We start from the raw sequence: 16541 nt of genomic DNA, 5'->3' as shown, positions 1-16541 counted from the left end.
TAGTCATGTTATGATTTGTTTTCCATAAAATAGCTGTGCAATCGATCGGTAAAATCTACCGCGGCTTCATCATACACATCTATTCTATTTCTCGAAAAAACCTCCCTTTCAAGATAATGCGACGCACTTTTCCAGCTATCAAAATCCAAAATTTCGATGAGTGCCTGTTCGTACGCAACTTCAGAACTTCTAAAAATTTCTTCTATAAACCGATCTTTCTCATCATCCATCCATTTCGAAATATCCCTGAGTTTTTCTTCGGGATCGGGTTCGGAGACGGTCAGATCATAAATCGGTTCCTCTATAAATTCCTCCTCGTCTTCGAATTCTTCTTCATCATCGTCTTCATCCTCATATTCATAACCTGAATCGGTTTCAAGATCATCCCTCTCCAAAAATGATCGCCACATAGGCAGATCTTCTTCACTTTCCGCATCAGGTTCTTCCGCTTCATTTTCTACAGGTTGAGATTCCTCTAAAGCATCTTCAGCCTCTTCTTCTCTCGTTTCAATTTTGTATGAGAGACCTTCATCCGATTCGTCTTCTTCATCTCCTGCATCTTCCTCATCAGAAATTTCATCAAAAACTTCCGGCGCTCTTTCATTTCTCTGATGATTTTCCTTAACAAGATTCATTTCGTCATAAATGGATGACGGTTCTTTTTTCGGTCGGATCTCGTTTTCACTTTCGTCTTCAAAATCTTCATCATTATCTGACACGCTTTCATCAAACATGAATTTGTTCAGAAGAGTAATATTATCGTCATCGTCCTCTTCTTCAGGTTCCACAAGTGACAAACGACTCTCTTCTTCTTTTTCGAGGTAATAGAGGTCCCCATCATCTTCCTCTTTTGTAATTTGTGAAAACAGATTGACAATATTTTCCTCTTTTTGAGTTGTCTCGTCCTCAAGATCAAGATCTTCGGATTCTTCTATTTCAGATTCTTCATCCTCTAGCTCCTCGTCTTCTGAGGGGTAATCCTGTTGAATAGTTTCCTGTTCCTCTTCGTCAGCCTCTTCAAATATTTTATCTTCAAAAACGGGCTGTTCTTCCGGTTCATTTTCATCTTCCAAATCAAAAGGAGGCTCATCCTCCTCAAGGAATTCAGAATTCACTTTTTCCTCATCCAGCTCCACAGATTCCTCTTCAAAAGAGTCCTCTTCTTCATATTCAGTCTGAGTAGGAATCTCTTCATCCGTAACAAACAGTTCGGATTGGGAATCTTCAAAATCGTCAACATCCAATAAGTCGGCTGAACTCATAAATTCAATGAATTCCGTCTCATTCAAATCCTTCTCCAGAAGATCAAACTTTCGGGCAATGCCGAGTTTTTCTTTGTCTTCAAAATACATGCGAAAGAGCTCGGAATGCACGGCAGAACCTGCTAATTCAAAAACAGGTTTTAATGACTGTGCCCAGTTTAACGGATGATAATTCTCAACCAATTTCTCATCTATCTTTCTGATGAGTTCGCGGGCCTCATCAAGAGAAAGCTCCGGCTTCTCTTTCTTTTCCATATATCTCAAAAGAGCAAGACCCAATTGTTGATTCACCACAAGAGCTGCAACACGCATTTTTGCAGTTTCCGGGTCAATTGTCTTGCGGGTTTTGAAAATAATTTCCGGAACAGATTGTCTCGGTTTCAATGCCAGCTCAAGGCATTGCTCTACGGCTTCTTCCAACAGGTTGGAAATTCTGGATGCCGGAATCCTGATGTGTTGTTTGGATACATCCACGAAAACATTCCAGGCAGCCAATACTTTTTCAGAGTCTGTTTGAACCCAATCGGTTGCAGGCAAATTCATACCAGACTCAATTGTAGACACAACATTTCTTCTTAATGTTTCTACAACCACACTGGAAATACCGTATGAGAGCAGTTCCTGAGGGGTAAAAAAATCAGCTTCTTTGGATAGCTGTTGAATTAAACTTTCTGTGATTTGTTCAGCAAACTGCTCCATAGTTGAGTAGAAATGGGGTTACATTGTCAAATGGTAAATGATGCTATTAATGGAATTTATCACATTTCCTATTTCTTAGAAAATTACTCTGGCATTTTAAAAATTCTTTTCTTTTTGCTTCATCTCAGCCTACCTTTTGGCAATGATACAATTGATTACAGAAAACCTTGAAAAAAGATTCGGCAGAAAGACCGTGTTCTCCGGCCTTTCCATAAAAACAGACACCACCGTACTGGGAATTGCCGGAATGAACGGCTCGGGAAAATCTACTCTTTTGAGATGCCTGGCCGGTCTGATGAAACCCACAACCGGTTCTGTTAAATGGATGATGAATAACAAGGAACTTGAACGAGCGGGCTTAAAGAATTCTCTCGGTTATGCAGCTCCATATGTACAGTTGTATGAGGAATTGACCGTTCGTGAAAATCTCGATTTCATCATAAAAGTTCGCTCTTTGAAGGATAACGTATTGAAAGATGTTCTGCAGCCGTTAGGAGCCGATAAACTCACTGAACTTCATTATGGAGACTTGTCAACCGGTCAGCAGCAACGAATTAAGCTGGCGGCGGCAATTATTCATGATCCTGAAATTTTAATGCTGGATGAGCCCGGATCAAACCTGGATGAAGCAGGGAAAGATGTGGTTAAAGATCTTGTGGAAAAATTCAGCAGCCGAAACCGAATGGTGCTGATTGCCTCCAACCAAAAAGAGGAGCTTGCACTCTGTAACGAAATTATAGAACTGTCAAAATCATAAAAGACTAAAATGTATACTCAGGAAGATCAACAACTTGCACAAAAACTTTTGGATCACAGCACCGAACTTGAATCCGGACAAAACATTATGCTTCAACTGATTGGGCTGAATGGAATCGGATTATTAAGAGCGCTGGTTGAAGAGGTGAGAAAGCGAAGCGCAAATCCATTTATTAAAATTGAAGATCCGGAAATTAACCGGGTATTACTGGAAAATGGCGATGAAGACTTCTGGAAAAACCAGGCCGAGGTTGACCAACTTCCTCTCATGAAACAGATGGACGCCTTTGTGGGAATTCGGGCGGCTGAAAATATTTATGAAAATTCTGGTGTTCCGAAGGATGCAAACAGCGCGTATTCCAAACAATTCCTGAATCCCGTTCACTTTAAGCAAAGAGTTGAGCATACAAACTGGGTGGTGTTGAGATATCCCTCACCAGCTTTTGCCATGAATGCAAAGATGCCGACTGAAAAATTCCGCAAGTTCTATTACGACGCCTGTATTTTTGATTATGAAAAACTTGAGCACGCCATGAAACCGCTCGAAGAACTGTTGCGCAAAACAGATATAATTCGAATGAAAGGAGATGGCACTGACATTGAGTTCTCCGTCAAAGGACAGAACTGGATTCCATGTTTCGGCAAGAGAAATATTCCGGATGGTGAACTATTCTCCTCCCCCATTCTCGATTCTGTGAATGGTCATATCACTTATGCCCCATCCGTTTACCAGGGAAAACCATTTGAGTTTGTGAAACTTGAGGTGAAAAACGGTGTGGTTGTAGATTTTGATTCCTCAAACAATACAGCGCTAGAAGAAATTCTGGATACCGATGAAGGCGCAAGGCGATTTGGTGAATTCAGTTTTGGTCTCAACCCGGTTATTGAAAAACCGATGTACGATATTCTGTTTGATGAAAAAATCTACGGCTCAAATCACCTTACGCTTGGAAAAGATTATGCCATTGCTCCAAACGGAAATTCCAGCAACATTCACTGGGATTTGGTCTGCATCGGTCCGGATGTTTATTGCGATGGAGAACTTATTCGTGAAGGACGAACTTTTGTAAAGGATGAACTGAAAGGACTGAATCCTGATACACTGCTTTGAGGAAGATTGTCTTGAAAAGCTGTTTATGACAGCTTAACAGAGCTCTATTGTTTTTTCAGATTTTCTTAGCTAAATAGGGTGAAACTTTCACCTAATAACTACACTCATGTCTGAACTGCTTTCTTCTCTCAATTGGCTTTCGATACTTGTAGCAACAGTAGTGTATTTTGTTTTAGGGGCGCTTTGGTATAGCCCCGTGCTTTTTGGAAATATCTGGATGAAGCTCCGAAATCTGGATAAAGAAACCATGGAGCAACCAAATCCTGTTATTTATCTTTATTCGGTTATCCTGCAATTCATCGGGGTCATTTCCCTTGCAATGTTTATCACCGTACTTGGAGTAAACAGCGCCGGAAATGGCGCTTTAATAGGGTTTGGCGCCGGTGCTGGATTTGTTTTTTCACTTGCCGGAACAACCGGAATTTTTACCAATATCCCGATGAAGCTGCACTTTTTGGATAATGGATATCATGTTGTGGGATTGGTGTTGGCAGGCCTGGTTCTCGGGTGGTGGTAATGAAGAAAAAATTGAATAGGCATTAAAAAATCATTGCGAGGAGGAGCATAGCGACACCGCAGCAATCTCCTGATTCCAGTTTAGGGGATTGCCCCGTTCGCAAACTCACTCGCAATGACATGTGCTCTCTTCTGTCTTTTCACCTTTCACTTTTCTCTCATTAATCCGCCCACGCTTCGGCATCGCTGAACACTTCTGCAAATTCGAGGCGGTTTCCGTCTTTGCTGACCGTTGCTTCGTACTCAATATGTTGTGAGTCGTCATCCCGCTTAATCAGTTGCTTGGCTAACTGGTTAACGATTTCGGTTTGAATAAGCCGCTTGAGCGGCCGTGCACCATAAACCGGATCGTATCCACGCTTGGCCAGCCAGTCTTTCACTTTGTCGGTTACTGAAAGTGAAACTTTGTTGCGTAAAAGCATTTTTTCGACGCGTTTAAGCTGAATATCCACAATAGAACGAATGTGTTTTTGATTGAGCGGATGGAAAATAACCACATCATCAATCCGGTTCAGAAACTCTGGACGAATGGTTTTTCTCAGTTGATCCAGCAACTCATCCTGAAGAGTTCTGTACATTTCCTCGTCCATCTCTCCACCGGTTTTCTCGATCTGGTCAGAAATCAAATGAGAACCGATGTTACTCGTCATAATCACAATGGTATTCGTGAAATCGACTGTCACGCCTTTGTTATCGGTTAACCTCCCGTCATCCAGAACCTGCAATAAAATGTTGAATGCATCCGGATGAGCTTTCTCGATTTCATCCAACAGCACCACCGAATACGGTTTTCTTCGAACGGCTTCTGTCAACTGACCGCCTTCGTCGTATCCAACATATCCCGGAGGTGCGCCAATCAATCGGCTCACACTGTGTTTTTCCATATATTCACTCATGTCGATCCGTATCATGGCATCTTCATCATTGAAGAGAAAATCCGCCAGAGACCTTGCCAATTCGGTTTTACCAACACCGGTTGAGCCGAGAAACATGAACGAACCAATCGGACGGTTCTCATCCTGCAGTCCTGCACGAGCACGGCGAACAGCATCTGAAACGGCTTCGATAGCCTGGTCTTGACCAATCACCCGTTTGTGAAGTTCTTCTTCGAGCAGCAGTAATTTTTGCCGTTCGCTGGATAGCATTTTAGTCACCGGAATTCCAGTCCAGCGTGAAACGATATCGGCAATCTCTTCCGCCTCAACCTGTTCTTTGAGTAATGAACGGCCCTCCTGAACGTCGTCAAGTTCGGCCTTTGTGTTCTGCAAATCTTTCTCAAGCTGAGTAATGGTTCCGTATCTCAACTCAGCCACTTTTTCGTACAAACCTTCTCTTTCAGCTTTGTCGGCCTCTATTCTGGCTGTTTCGATGGCTTGCTTGAGTTCACGTGTTTTTTGGATCAGGTTCTTTTCCAAGTCCCACTGTGCCCGCATCGAACTTCTTCTTTCCTCAAGATCGGCCAGCTCTCTTTCATTGCCCTTGAGCTTGGCATCATCTTTCTCACGCTTCAGGGCCTCACGTTCAATCTCAAGCTGACGAATTTGCCGTTCAATGCTATCGAGTTCTTCCGGCATTGAATCGATCTGTAATCGAAGTCTCGAGGCCGCTTCATCAATCAAGTCAATGGCTTTATCCGGAAGAAAGCGATCCGCAATGTAACGGTGAGAAAGTTCAGCAGCAGCTACAATGGCGGCATCGGTAATCCGAACTCCATGATGTACTTCATAACGCTCCTGCAATCCTCTCAAAATAGAAACCGTGTCCTCAACAGAGGGCTCGCCTACATAAACCGTTTGCAAACGCCGTTCAAGCGCTTTGTCTTTTTCAATATACTTCCTGTATTCGGTGAGAGTTGTTGCCCCGATAGCATGCAGTTCTCCCCTGGCCAACGACGGTTTCAGGATATTGGCTGCATCCATTGAACCTTCTGTAGCACCGGCTCCGACAAGTGTGTGAATTTCGTCGATGAAAAGAATCAGTTCGCCGTCAGAGTCAATGACCTCGCGGACAACGGCCTTCAGGCGTTCTTCAAATTCTCCACGGAATTTGGTACCGGCGACCAGAGCGCCCATATCGAGCGCAACGATTTGCTTGGTTTTCAGGCCTTCGGGCACGTCACCGCGTACAATCCGCAGTGCCAATCCCTCGGCAATCGCTGTTTTACCAACACCCGGTTCCCCAACCAAAACAGGATTGTTTTTGGTCCGCCGAGAAAGAATTTGCATAACGCGGCGAATTTCCTGGTCACGCCCAATAACCGGATCAAGCTTATTCTTTTCAGCCAATTCATTGAGATTTCGGGCATATTTTTCGAGAGCCTGGTAACGGCTTTCTGCGTTGGGGTCATCCACTTTTTGAGAGCCCCGAACATCTTTGAGAATCTTTAAAATCTGTTTTCTCTGAACTCCCTGGTCTTTTAAAAGCGTAGCCGTTTCAGAACCAGCCTGGAGCAATCCAAGTAAAATGTGTTCTGAACTGATGTATTCATCACCCAAATCATCCGCTTCTTTCTGGGCTTTGTCGAACACTTCTTTTGTATGGTTCGACAAATATTGGCCTGAAACAGATGCGCCTTTTACAACCGGGAATTTCTTGATGATTCCATCCAACCGGTCATGCAAAGCGGGAATGGCAACACCCACTTTTTTGAGAATGTTTACCGTCACATTCTCGGGATCAGAAACCAATGCCCTCAAAATATGGGCCGGTTCTACCGCTTGGTGATTATGATTTTGAGCAAGTTCAAGCCCCGCCTGAACGGCTTCCTGAGCTTTTATGGTAAATTTATTGAAATTCATATCTCACTTATAGTTTGATCATTTTCTATAAGTAAGTTGCTAAAATCGTACCTCCCAAAAAAGAACTGTCGGATTTGCAGATTCCTGACGTTGCGGACTCCAATTCAATGAAAAAACAAACGGAGTTGGCAGATTACTGTCATATTGATGACACAGATGAGGGTTATGGCAGAATGGACACTGAGTATTTGAAGAAAAAAAATCTAAACAGCTAAATTACACAACAGCTTTCATTTTTCTTTTTTTAGTGCTCTGCACAGAAGAAATTTCTTCTGATTGATGCTTTCTGTTAATTACTGTTTTCAGACATTCTGAAAAACCAACACGCCCGATCTTATACATTTCAATCGCATCGGTTACAGCCTCCCGGCTTTCAAATCGTATTTGTGAATTTGAGATCAACGCAGAGAGTACTTTAAGAATGTCTGTCTTATCAAATTTCACATTCTCCTCGAAGGATGTGATAACTTCATGCAACACAATATTATTTAAAAAATAGGTTTCTGAAGGTGATGCCGAATGAAAAAACATCTCAGCATCATCCGCGTTTTCCTCGCCTTCTACCAGGTATTTCAATAAAATCTCAGTATTTAAAGCTTTCATTGTTTCCCCTGTCCGTTTGAGGACGTCTCAAATTGTAAATTATAAAACCCGTTTACCTGTATTTCCGGGGTTTCGCCCTTTTTGATAATTCCTTTCAAATTGGCAATCGTATCATTCTTTCGAAGAGTTACGGTTCCGTCTTCATTCAGTTCAAGAAGTACGGTTTCGTCATCTTTCAAATTCATAGATAATCGTACTTTTTCGGGTAATTCTATGGCCCCGTTTTTAATCCTGACTTTCTCTGTTTTCATGAAAACCTCCATTTCTGTTCATGAAAAAAATGAAATCCGGCTGATTCGCATTCTGTTGAGAAGGAATCAACCGGATTGATGTATGGTGGGTTACAGTCTTAATTTCTAAAACTGCTCCATTGATTAGCACAGGCAACCTGACATTTTATTATAGTAGCCAGTTCACCATGTATTCGGATCTAATTTATGTTAGAAGTGAATTGTTCAGTCTGAACCTTGTCCTGTAGATAGAAGAAGATTCCGTCCTGATGCTTGTAATCCAACATGGACAACAGCGCTTCGGGAGAATCAAACTGACTCGGGTGTTTGTAATAAGCCAAAGTGAGGTATGCTTTGTATCTCAGTGAGTGACTCTCTCCCTCAAGTGCAATTCTGCTGATCAACTCTTTCACTTTTTGTGAATCGAATTCAGGGTAAGCAATTTTATAGTTGATTGCATTATAAAGAGAAGATTCAACAACTCCCTTTACATTAGAATTCAAGTTATAGATCAGTCCTCTTTCCAGTTTGGTGAAGAGTTCTTTCTCATTTTGAAATTTTGCAACTACTACAGAATCTTCAGCCACATCAGAAGCAGCGAATAAGCTACTTGCTGCTGACAAGCTTGCTACGAGTAAGAAACTAACAGCGGTTACAATTTTTAGAGCTTTCATTTGTATGATTATTTATTGCGGTTTAATTGAGATTGATTGTTTATCAACTCGATTAAAAGTTAGGGGGGGAAAGCCTCCTAATTCAAGAGTTTATCCAGTATTTTTTCCAGTCTATTTTATAGGATAATGTCATAATTACATCTTTTCATCATTGGAAGCCCTTTCTATTATTTTCCCTTAACATTGTCTTAATATCGTCCTTGTGTAGTCAAAACTAATTATGGATTATTTCTCGAAAAAAGCGGTTACATTTTCTATTTTTAGAGAAAGCGCTTTCGATTTTTTAAGTCATATTTCTGACAAAAAAACATATATTTTTTTGCTTTTTAAATGACTAAAAGCGCTTCGTTTTTTACGTTTTTGTAACTCTGACAGGCATTTTGCATTTTTTTTGTGCGGGTTTTGAGAGCGACGGGTCCAAAATTAAGAAAGATGAGAGTAAACTTGATAATATTTAGGTAACATTACCATGACACAAAATAAATTCAATGCAATAATCTTAGAAATAAAACAGGGAAATATTGTTGATCAGCCCGACTGTGATGCGATTGTAAATGCAGCAAATGCTCAATTGCGAACCGGCGGAGGAGTAGCCGGTGCTATTCACACAATCGGTGATCCCGAATTAACAGAAGAGACACGAAGTATGGCTCCAATATCTCCGGGTGAAGCGGTTATTTCATCAGCACCCAATTTTCCCAATAAGCATATCATTCATTGCTTAGGTCCTGTTTATGGAAAAGACAAACCTGAGGATAAATTCTTGAAAAATTGTTATGAAAATGCTTTAAAAATAGCTGATGAAAATATGATCACATCCATTGCCTTTCCCGCCATTTCTACCGGGGTATTTGGTTATCCCAAAAAAGAAGCGGCAAAAATTGCATTAACAACAGTGATGGATCTATCGGGTAGTTTTGAACATGTGCTCATGGTCAGGTTTGTGCTCTTTGGAGAAGATGATTATCAAATCCATAAAGAAGTGTTGAAAGAAATTACGGGCTGATCAAGCGGTTGGTTGATATTTTAAGCTACCCACTGAATTCTCTTAAATCATGAAGCTGACGGGCCATGCTAAAGTATATTTCGATAAATCCCGGTGAGTAATCAATTCAAAAAAAGACAAACTTTGGGAAATTCTTATTCCCCGTAGATTTCGTTCAATACTCCCGCCATTCGAACACCTGCCTGGAGTAATCGTTTGAAAGCAATGTCTTTTTTGAAATACCGGTATTCGTAGCTAATTCGCATGTTATCGGGCAAGTCATAAACTTCATCCCTGTATTCCATGGATTCGTATGCCCACTCGCGAACGGTGGCACTTTGCCACTCCTCAACCTGTTCCGGAGAAACCACGTTTAACTCTTCAGCGATCTCTGAATAACTCATTTGAATGGAATCAATCATGCCGCTATCCCAAACGGCATGCAGGTTGCTGTTCTCTCCAAACCATTGGAGCCGAACGTCATTTCCACCACGATCTTCACCGGTTCCCACATGCAGTGGTTGGTGGATGTCTCCGATCATATGTATTACTAACTTCAACTTTTCCAGTTCTTCTTCTTCTGAAAGTCCGCCGGCTTTTAATTCAGAAATGAGTGTTTCCAATGCCCAGATAATATCACCGCTTTCTGGTTGCAGGCTGCGATCGTACTTTTCGCCATCGGGAATGGTAACGTAATGCCAAGTATCAAAATCATAGCTGCTATCTGAACGAATGTCGTCCATCCAAACCGCAGACATAGGCATAGAACTGTCAAGAAGATCCTGGACCCGTTTTTTGGCGTGCTCGTTTAAATGTTGTTCTGCAATTTCGCCGGTTACATAATGGCCGATTTGTCCCCAGCGCTCTGATTCGTGTGTATTCAATAAAAAGCCTGTGATGAGTAGTAGTGATATCAAAAAATTCATAACTGTCTAACTATTTTTCTTTTAAGATACGAGCTTTGTTATTAGCAGAAAGTAAAAATGTTTGAAGGGTTTGGAAACCAATTTTAAAAATATCTTTCTGATGTAAATAACCTTATAAAAACACACGCTAACCGGATTATTTTAAGAATACCTGGTATGGAATCACATGATCATGTCAGTAGTTATTTACTTGCAATTTTCTATTTTGCTGAAAAGGTACACTAACTAAATGACTACTTATCATGAGCAAAAAACTACTTATCCTACTTACATTCTGTTCAGTCCCATTTTATGCTGTTGCCCAGGAATCTATTGGCTTTTCCAATCCTGAGAATATTCAACCTTTGCTGGACTATCGTCTGCCGGAATGGGGATATACAAATTTATTCCTGGATTTTTCTTTAGATGGAGCATTCCAAAAAAGTAAATCAACAATGTCTAATTCATCGGCTACCGATAATTTATTTACCGGCCGATTAGCTCCCCAATATATTCGTTATTATGAGTCGGAGCCAAGGGTATCCACATATAGGATCAATCCAATTATTGATTACAGTGTCAGAAATCAAACTTCCAGAACAGGGGTTGAAGATGAAAGAGATGATATCGAATTATATCTTCAATGGTCGCTGGATGAAAAATTATTCCTGGATGGCTCTGATTATTTTTTTAAAGGAAGTTTCTCCGGTTTATTCAGACAAGTAAATCTGTGGGACAAGAGCGTGTCAGAGTCAGTCGCCGAGTATGATGAAAAATCTTTGAACAGAGTTTTCGAGCCAACCTTATCCATCGGGATCGGTTACGGGCGCTTACGTACTGTAAACCCCATGATAAAGTCTCTTCGGCTAAATGAACGAATGAACTCCCTGGATAACAGCCAAAATATGACTCAACAAGACATGATGCAGGCTGCAGAACAATTTACCCGGCTGAACGGATATCAACAAACATATGACCGACCTCAAAAATATTTTTGGGGAGACATGGATGAACGTTTAGCTACTGATTTATCTACTTTGGATCCATTCGATCTCCTTTATCTAACTGATGTAACGTCTGAAGCTTTAGGTACCAGGCGAGAAGGCTGGGAGGTTTCTGCTACAGTTGACCTGCAACATAACGTAAACTATTCACTCGATGAACACAGGCATAACGGAGATACTTTCAAAGAAACCTCAACTCAAACTTCTCTCACCCCCACATTTGGTGGCTCATGGTTTAAAAACCTCTCGCTAAAACATCAAATTGGATTCTCAGGATCATTCCAATATCATAAAGTGCTGGGTAAGGACTCCCCACTGAATAACAATAAAATTTTCAATTCGTCCGCAAGCTGGCTTTACACAATTACGGACAGATTTCTTGTCAATACGACTTTGAATTATTTAAGGTTCGGAAGAAATAGTGCCCCCTGGAGCAGACTATTTCTCGTGTCAAGCTTTGACTATTTTATTGAAGATAGTTTTTCTCTTTTTGCTAGTGCCGATTATCAGTATTTCTGGAACAGTTGGCAAGCATTTTCAAATGGCTCTCTCATAGAATCAGAGGACGAAAGACGCTTTCGCTTTAATGTCGGCTTACGCTACTACTTCAAACGCGGTCTTTTTTAATACTTTTATTCACTATTTTTAACCAAATTACCGCAACTAAAAATTTTTTTTATATGAAGTACTTTTTTCTATTCATCTTCTGCTTTTTCTTCTCAGCTATTGCCACCGCACAACTCTCTGTACATACTGGGTTTACCGCCGGGACGAACCAGTATAGTTTTACAGTTGATGGGCAAGAAGATGTTCTTCAACCAGGAACCAGTGAAGAGTTGATCTTTGGCGTTCCTATCCGAATAGCCAAAGGGACTTGGTCATTTCAAACAGGAATTTATACCACAAATCTTTCAAGAGCATATTACTTTAAAACACCTGACGGTTCGCAATATGGCAGTAAAGATGATGACGAAAGTACTCTTTCTACGTTAAAGGTTCCGTTGATTGTCAGTAAGGAATTCAAACTTATAAAGGGGATAAGCCTCGCACCCAAAGTTGGTTTGGTTTGGCTAACCAATCAAACAGACTCAGACAGTACAGAGGTACTTAATGGTACTATCAACAAAACTGACTTTCAGGAAATCGGGAGTGTAACCCATGTTGTAAACAAGAATAAGTTTCTGACAGAGGCCGGAATAGATTTAAATATCTATCCTTTCCGGCATTTCATTCTGACCGCCGGGGTTACTTATAATTACGGGCTACAAAGTATTGAAACTACAGATGTCACCTACAGCGTAAATGGAGAAGAATTTACTGAAACACTGGTTTCAAAGGGGAATGCACTTAGCTTTCATGTGGGATTAAGTATTCCGATTCATATTCTGCACGGAGGCCACAAACGCGTTCTTTTTGATTAATCCTTCCCTGGATTATTTATTGAAGTTTGCTGAATTAAAGTGCCACTGATTTAATGAGAATCTCAGTAAGTCAGTGGCATTATTCAATTAGTTTTTACGTTCTTCAGCCAACTTCTTAAAAAGTTCCTTCTCTTTTGGGGTGAGATTCTCGGGAATTACGATCTCGGTTTTGAGATAATAGTCGCCTTTCTTTCCGGATTTTTTGAATGGAGGCAGACCTCGTCCGGCCAAACGAAATATCTTTCCATTTTGAGTTTCCGGCGGGATGTTTAATTTGATTTTTCCATTCAAAGTTTGAGCCGTCAGCTCGCCTCCCAGAACAGCCGTATAAAGGTTTAAGGGTACTTTTTGATGAATATCACTTCCTCTGCGTTCAAAGCCCTCAGGCTCAATTACATTCACCGTCAGGTATAAATCACCTTTTGTTCCTCCCGTTTGTGACGGCAACCCTTTTCCTTTGAGCTTCAATCGCTTACCACTTTCAATGCCAGCAGGAATTTTGATTTTAACCCTTTCGCCATTTACACGGAATTGCTTTTCAATACCGGTCATGGCGTCTTTCAAATCTATGTCAATCTCGGCCTTTGTATCTTGGCCCCTTTGGGGAGCAGCTGTTCGTGCATTGCTTTGATATTGGCGAGCCTGAGACTGTCTGCCGGCAAAAGGATCTCCACCTCCAAAAATGGTTTCAAAAAAGCTGGAGAATGGGCTGCCTCCGCCAGATCGGCCTCCACCAAAAATATCATCCATATTAATCCGCTGGCCACCGCCGCCTCTGGCATATTGGCCCCAGTTAAAATCATCGGCACTGGCGCCCGCCTGTTGATACCGTTTCCAGTCGGAGCCAACTTTATCATAAAGTTTGCGTTTCTCAGGATCTTTCAGCACTTCGTAAGCTTCGCCAACTTCCTTGAATTTATCCTCGGCTTTTGGATTGTCCGGATTTTTATCGGGATGGTATTTCGCCGCCAGCTTCCGATACTTTTTTTTAATCTCGTCCTGGGAAGCACTTCTGGAAACTCCTAAAATTTTATAATAATCTTTGTACTCCATACTTACTCCTCATCATTCATCTATCCATCAATATGCAAAAGATATGCCACTACAAATCCCTTTTGCGATATTGACAGTCATTTATGGAATTTTGCATCACGTTACACTTTCCTTTTGTCATTTTGCAGGTTAACTGGAAATCATAAACATAAAAAAAGCCTCTGTCAAAAAAATGACAGAGGCCCTAACCTTAACCATAACCACATGGCTTTTTACTGCAATTCAATTGCAATAAAAACGTTTCTACCTTGCCGATTTACACGAAGTAAAACAGCTTCAGTTTCGTCATTTATATAACTTTGAATGGCACTATAAAATTCATTGGGAGTTGAAACTTCTTCGTCACCCACTCGCGTAATCACATCACCACGTTGCAGACCTTGTCGATAAGCCTGGCTTGCTTGCGAGATATTGCTCACAATTACACCATTAACGCCTTCTCCAAGGTCAAGCTGGCGACGAATATTGTCTGACAGGTCTTCCACTGAGAAACCAAGTGTTTCCCTGAGATTGTCCATGTCTTCATTCTGAATGTTATTGGATGCCATTTCTTCAGTTTCCAACTCTCCCAACTCGATATCAAAATCCATTCGCTCGCCATCTCTGAAGACTCCAAGTGTAATTTCATCGCCGGGTTTGCGGTTTCCGATCTTCACTCTGAAGTCCATCCAGCTTTGAACCCGCTGACCATTCAGTTCCAAGATCACATCTCCTTCTTTGAGGCCAGCTTCTCCGGCGGGTCCGTCCGACATCACATCTCCAACTACAATGCCTCTTGCATTTTCAAGCCCAAGTGCTCGGGCCATCGTACGGTCTACTTCTCCGCCAAAGGTAATTCCAAGATAGCCACGTGCAACACGGCCTTCTGTAATCAAGGCTTCCATTACATTGCGAGCCATATTTACCGGGATAGCAAAACCAAGTCCCTGGTAACCGCCGGTTCGGCTGGCAATCGCTGTGTTAATTCCAATTAGTTCTCCATCAAGATTGATAAGAGCACCGCCGGAATTTCCAGGGTTGATTGCGGCATCGGTTTGGATGTAATTTTCATAAGAATTTAACCCCAAAGAGGAACGGCCGCTTGCACTTACAATTCCCATAGAAACGGAGTGTGCAAATTGCTGCCCTAATGGGCTACCAATTGCCAGCACCATTTCCCCAACCCGAATATTCTCACTGTCTCCTAACGAGATGGCTGGAAGTTCATTACCGGTATCTACTTTTAAAACGGCAATATCACTGGCCGGATCTGTCCCTACGATTTCCGCATCCAATTCTTCATCGTCAAAAAGTCTGACCGTAATCTCATCGGCATTTTCAATCACGTGATTGTTTGTGAGGATGTATCCATCTTCTGAAACAATCACGCCTGAACCCAATCCCTGACGGCTAAATTCCTGCTCCTGGTTAAACCGGGGATCATCAAAGAAAAAAGAAAACGGGGATTGTTGCCGTCGCGTTACCGTCTGAGTGGTAGTAATGGTAACAACTGTTTTATTGGTTTGATCTACAATATTTACAATTGCATCGTTAAAATCCTTAAGCGAAGAAATGGGGGCATCTTCTGCTTTGGTCACCTCCGCAGTGTTAAACTCAGGCATGCTAAAAACAGATGCATGATCCGATCCATTATCAGTTGCATAATGCATTCCCAGGAACAGGAATACAACTGTCAGCATAGCAAGGATACTTATTTTCATTCTGTCCATCATAGATAAATATTAGTTTAATTTTTACAATGACAATTAACGTAGTACTTGTCTCTTATTGTCTGATACATTTAAAATTCAAAAAAATGCCGGAGGTGCATGTCAATGCAGCTCCGGCGCTAACTAACCTGCTCTCTTTAGGGGACTAAGTAGAACAGCTCTTCTGTAATCATTCACTTACTTAATCTTAATCTGCTTCTTCATTTGCTGCTCACTTTTATCAACGGTTATATTCAGTATTCCATTGTTGTAAGTGGCATTAATGCTGTCAGTTTTTACATTGTCCGGCAGTGTAAAAGATCGGCTGAAGCTGCCATAGTGTGATTCCACTCTGTGGTATTGCTTGCCATCTTCTTTTTTCTCGAACTTACGTTCGCCGGAAATGGTCAATGTGTTGTTTTCAATATTGAGGTCGATGTCTTCTTTGCTGATTCCGGGAAGCTCAACATCAATAAGGTATTGTTTGTCGGTTTCGGAAATATCAATGCTTGGTGCAAATGACGTTTGTCTTGTTGCTACCGCATCATTAAAGAATTCGTCCATAATGTCTGAAAATCTCTTTCCGAAAATATCTCTACCTGGCTGATTATATTTAATAAGTGTCATAGTAAATCACCTTTTGGTTAAGATTAATAATTCATGTTTTCACTTATTAATTATGCAATCTGAATGCCAAATTGAGAATCCACAAAAACAACTGACAACCTTGAAATATCAATCTGCAGATATTTCATTTATATAACGTAACCCGACCGTTTGACATTATGTGTTGGTCAACCTGTCTTTATAGAACTGTAAAGTTGGCGGAGATGGGT

15 protein-coding genes are annotated in these 16541 nt (G+C 41.3%); 6 read left to right on the top strand and 9 right to left on the bottom strand.

What is annotated here, in order from left to right:
* Positions 1-8: 8 nt before the first annotated feature.
* A complete protein-coding gene (locus tag L0B18_RS09430; RefSeq protein WP_234571514.1) occupies positions 9-1961 on the bottom strand; it encodes a hypothetical protein in 1953 nt (650 codons plus the stop codon).
* A gap of 142 nt (positions 1962-2103) precedes the next feature.
* On the opposite strand from L0B18_RS09430, the gene L0B18_RS09425 reads away from it, so the two are divergent.
* The 3 genes from L0B18_RS09425 to L0B18_RS09415 all read left to right on the top strand — a co-directional run bounded on the left by L0B18_RS09425 (position 2104) and on the right by L0B18_RS09415 (position 4345).
* Complete coding sequence (locus L0B18_RS09425; protein ID WP_234571513.1) at positions 2104-2718, top strand: ABC transporter ATP-binding protein; 615 nt, start codon at positions 2104-2106, stop codon at positions 2716-2718.
* A 9-nt stretch (positions 2719-2727) separates the two neighbouring features.
* Positions 2728-3828 carry an aminopeptidase gene (locus tag L0B18_RS09420; protein WP_234571512.1) on the top strand — a complete coding sequence of 367 codons (1101 nt, stop codon included), beginning with the start codon at positions 2728-2730 and terminating at the stop codon, positions 3826-3828.
* Between the two features lie 106 nt (positions 3829-3934).
* The gene (locus L0B18_RS09415) at positions 3935-4345 is read left to right on the top strand and encodes a DUF1761 domain-containing protein (protein ID WP_234571511.1); all 411 of its coding nucleotides are present in this window, start codon (positions 3935-3937) and stop codon (positions 4343-4345) included.
* Between the two features lie 160 nt (positions 4346-4505).
* Here L0B18_RS09415 and clpB read toward each other — a convergent pair whose 3' ends face one another.
* The 4 genes from clpB to L0B18_RS09395 all read right to left on the bottom strand — a co-directional run bounded on the left by clpB (position 4506) and on the right by L0B18_RS09395 (position 8649).
* Positions 4506-7142 carry an ATP-dependent chaperone ClpB gene (gene clpB / locus L0B18_RS09410; protein ID WP_234571510.1) on the bottom strand — a complete coding sequence of 879 codons (2637 nt, stop codon included), beginning with the start codon at positions 7140-7142 and terminating at the stop codon, positions 4506-4508.
* 216 nt (positions 7143-7358) lie between these two features.
* Positions 7359-7745, bottom strand: coding sequence for a hypothetical protein (locus L0B18_RS09405; protein WP_234571509.1), 387 nt, complete (start codon positions 7743-7745; stop codon positions 7359-7361).
* Positions 7742-7996, bottom strand: coding sequence for a hypothetical protein (locus tag L0B18_RS09400; protein WP_234571508.1), 255 nt, complete (start codon positions 7994-7996; stop codon positions 7742-7744). Before L0B18_RS09400 ends, L0B18_RS09405 begins: the two co-directional genes overlap by 4 nt.
* Before the next feature lie 179 nt (positions 7997-8175).
* Positions 8176-8649: a hypothetical protein gene (locus tag L0B18_RS09395; protein ID WP_234571507.1), complete on the bottom strand. Its 474-nt coding sequence runs from the start codon at positions 8647-8649 to the stop codon at positions 8176-8178.
* A 469-nt stretch (positions 8650-9118) separates the two neighbouring features.
* On the opposite strand from L0B18_RS09395, the gene L0B18_RS09390 reads away from it, so the two are divergent.
* Positions 9119-9655, top strand: a complete 537-nt coding sequence (locus L0B18_RS09390; RefSeq protein WP_234571506.1) for a macro domain-containing protein — start codon at positions 9119-9121, stop codon at positions 9653-9655.
* A gap of 134 nt (positions 9656-9789) precedes the next feature.
* On the opposite strand, the gene L0B18_RS09385 is transcribed toward L0B18_RS09390, so the two are convergent.
* Positions 9790-10560, bottom strand: a complete 771-nt coding sequence (locus L0B18_RS09385; RefSeq protein ID WP_234571505.1) for a S1/P1 nuclease — start codon at positions 10558-10560, stop codon at positions 9790-9792.
* Between the two features lie 242 nt (positions 10561-10802).
* On the opposite strand from L0B18_RS09385, the gene L0B18_RS09380 reads away from it, so the two are divergent.
* The gene (locus tag L0B18_RS09380; protein WP_234571504.1) at positions 10803-12170 is read left to right on the top strand and encodes a hypothetical protein; all 1368 of its coding nucleotides are present in this window, start codon (positions 10803-10805) and stop codon (positions 12168-12170) included.
* Between the two features lie 53 nt (positions 12171-12223).
* Entirely contained in the window at positions 12224-12964 is a 741-nt protein-coding gene (locus L0B18_RS09375) for a hypothetical protein (RefSeq protein ID WP_234571503.1), read from the top strand.
* A gap of 87 nt (positions 12965-13051) precedes the next feature.
* On the opposite strand, the gene L0B18_RS09370 is transcribed toward L0B18_RS09375, so the two are convergent.
* From L0B18_RS09370 to L0B18_RS09360, 3 genes are all read right to left on the bottom strand, one after another.
* A complete protein-coding gene (locus L0B18_RS09370; protein WP_234571502.1) occupies positions 13052-14017 on the bottom strand; it encodes a DnaJ C-terminal domain-containing protein in 966 nt (321 codons plus the stop codon).
* A 212-nt stretch (positions 14018-14229) separates the two neighbouring features.
* Positions 14230-15729, bottom strand: coding sequence for a Do family serine endopeptidase (locus L0B18_RS09365; protein WP_234571501.1), 1500 nt, complete (start codon positions 15727-15729; stop codon positions 14230-14232).
* A gap of 174 nt (positions 15730-15903) precedes the next feature.
* Positions 15904-16332 carry an Hsp20/alpha crystallin family protein gene (locus L0B18_RS09360; protein ID WP_234571500.1) on the bottom strand — a complete coding sequence of 143 codons (429 nt, stop codon included), beginning with the start codon at positions 16330-16332 and terminating at the stop codon, positions 15904-15906.
* Positions 16333-16541: the final 209 nt, after the last annotated feature.

Source organism: Rhodohalobacter sp. 614A (genome assembly GCF_021462415.1).
Classification (GTDB): domain Bacteria; phylum Bacteroidota; class Rhodothermia; order Balneolales; family Balneolaceae; genus Rhodohalobacter.
The sequence above is the reverse complement of the archived record's forward strand: the minus strand, read 5'-3'. Positions and strand labels throughout refer to the sequence as shown.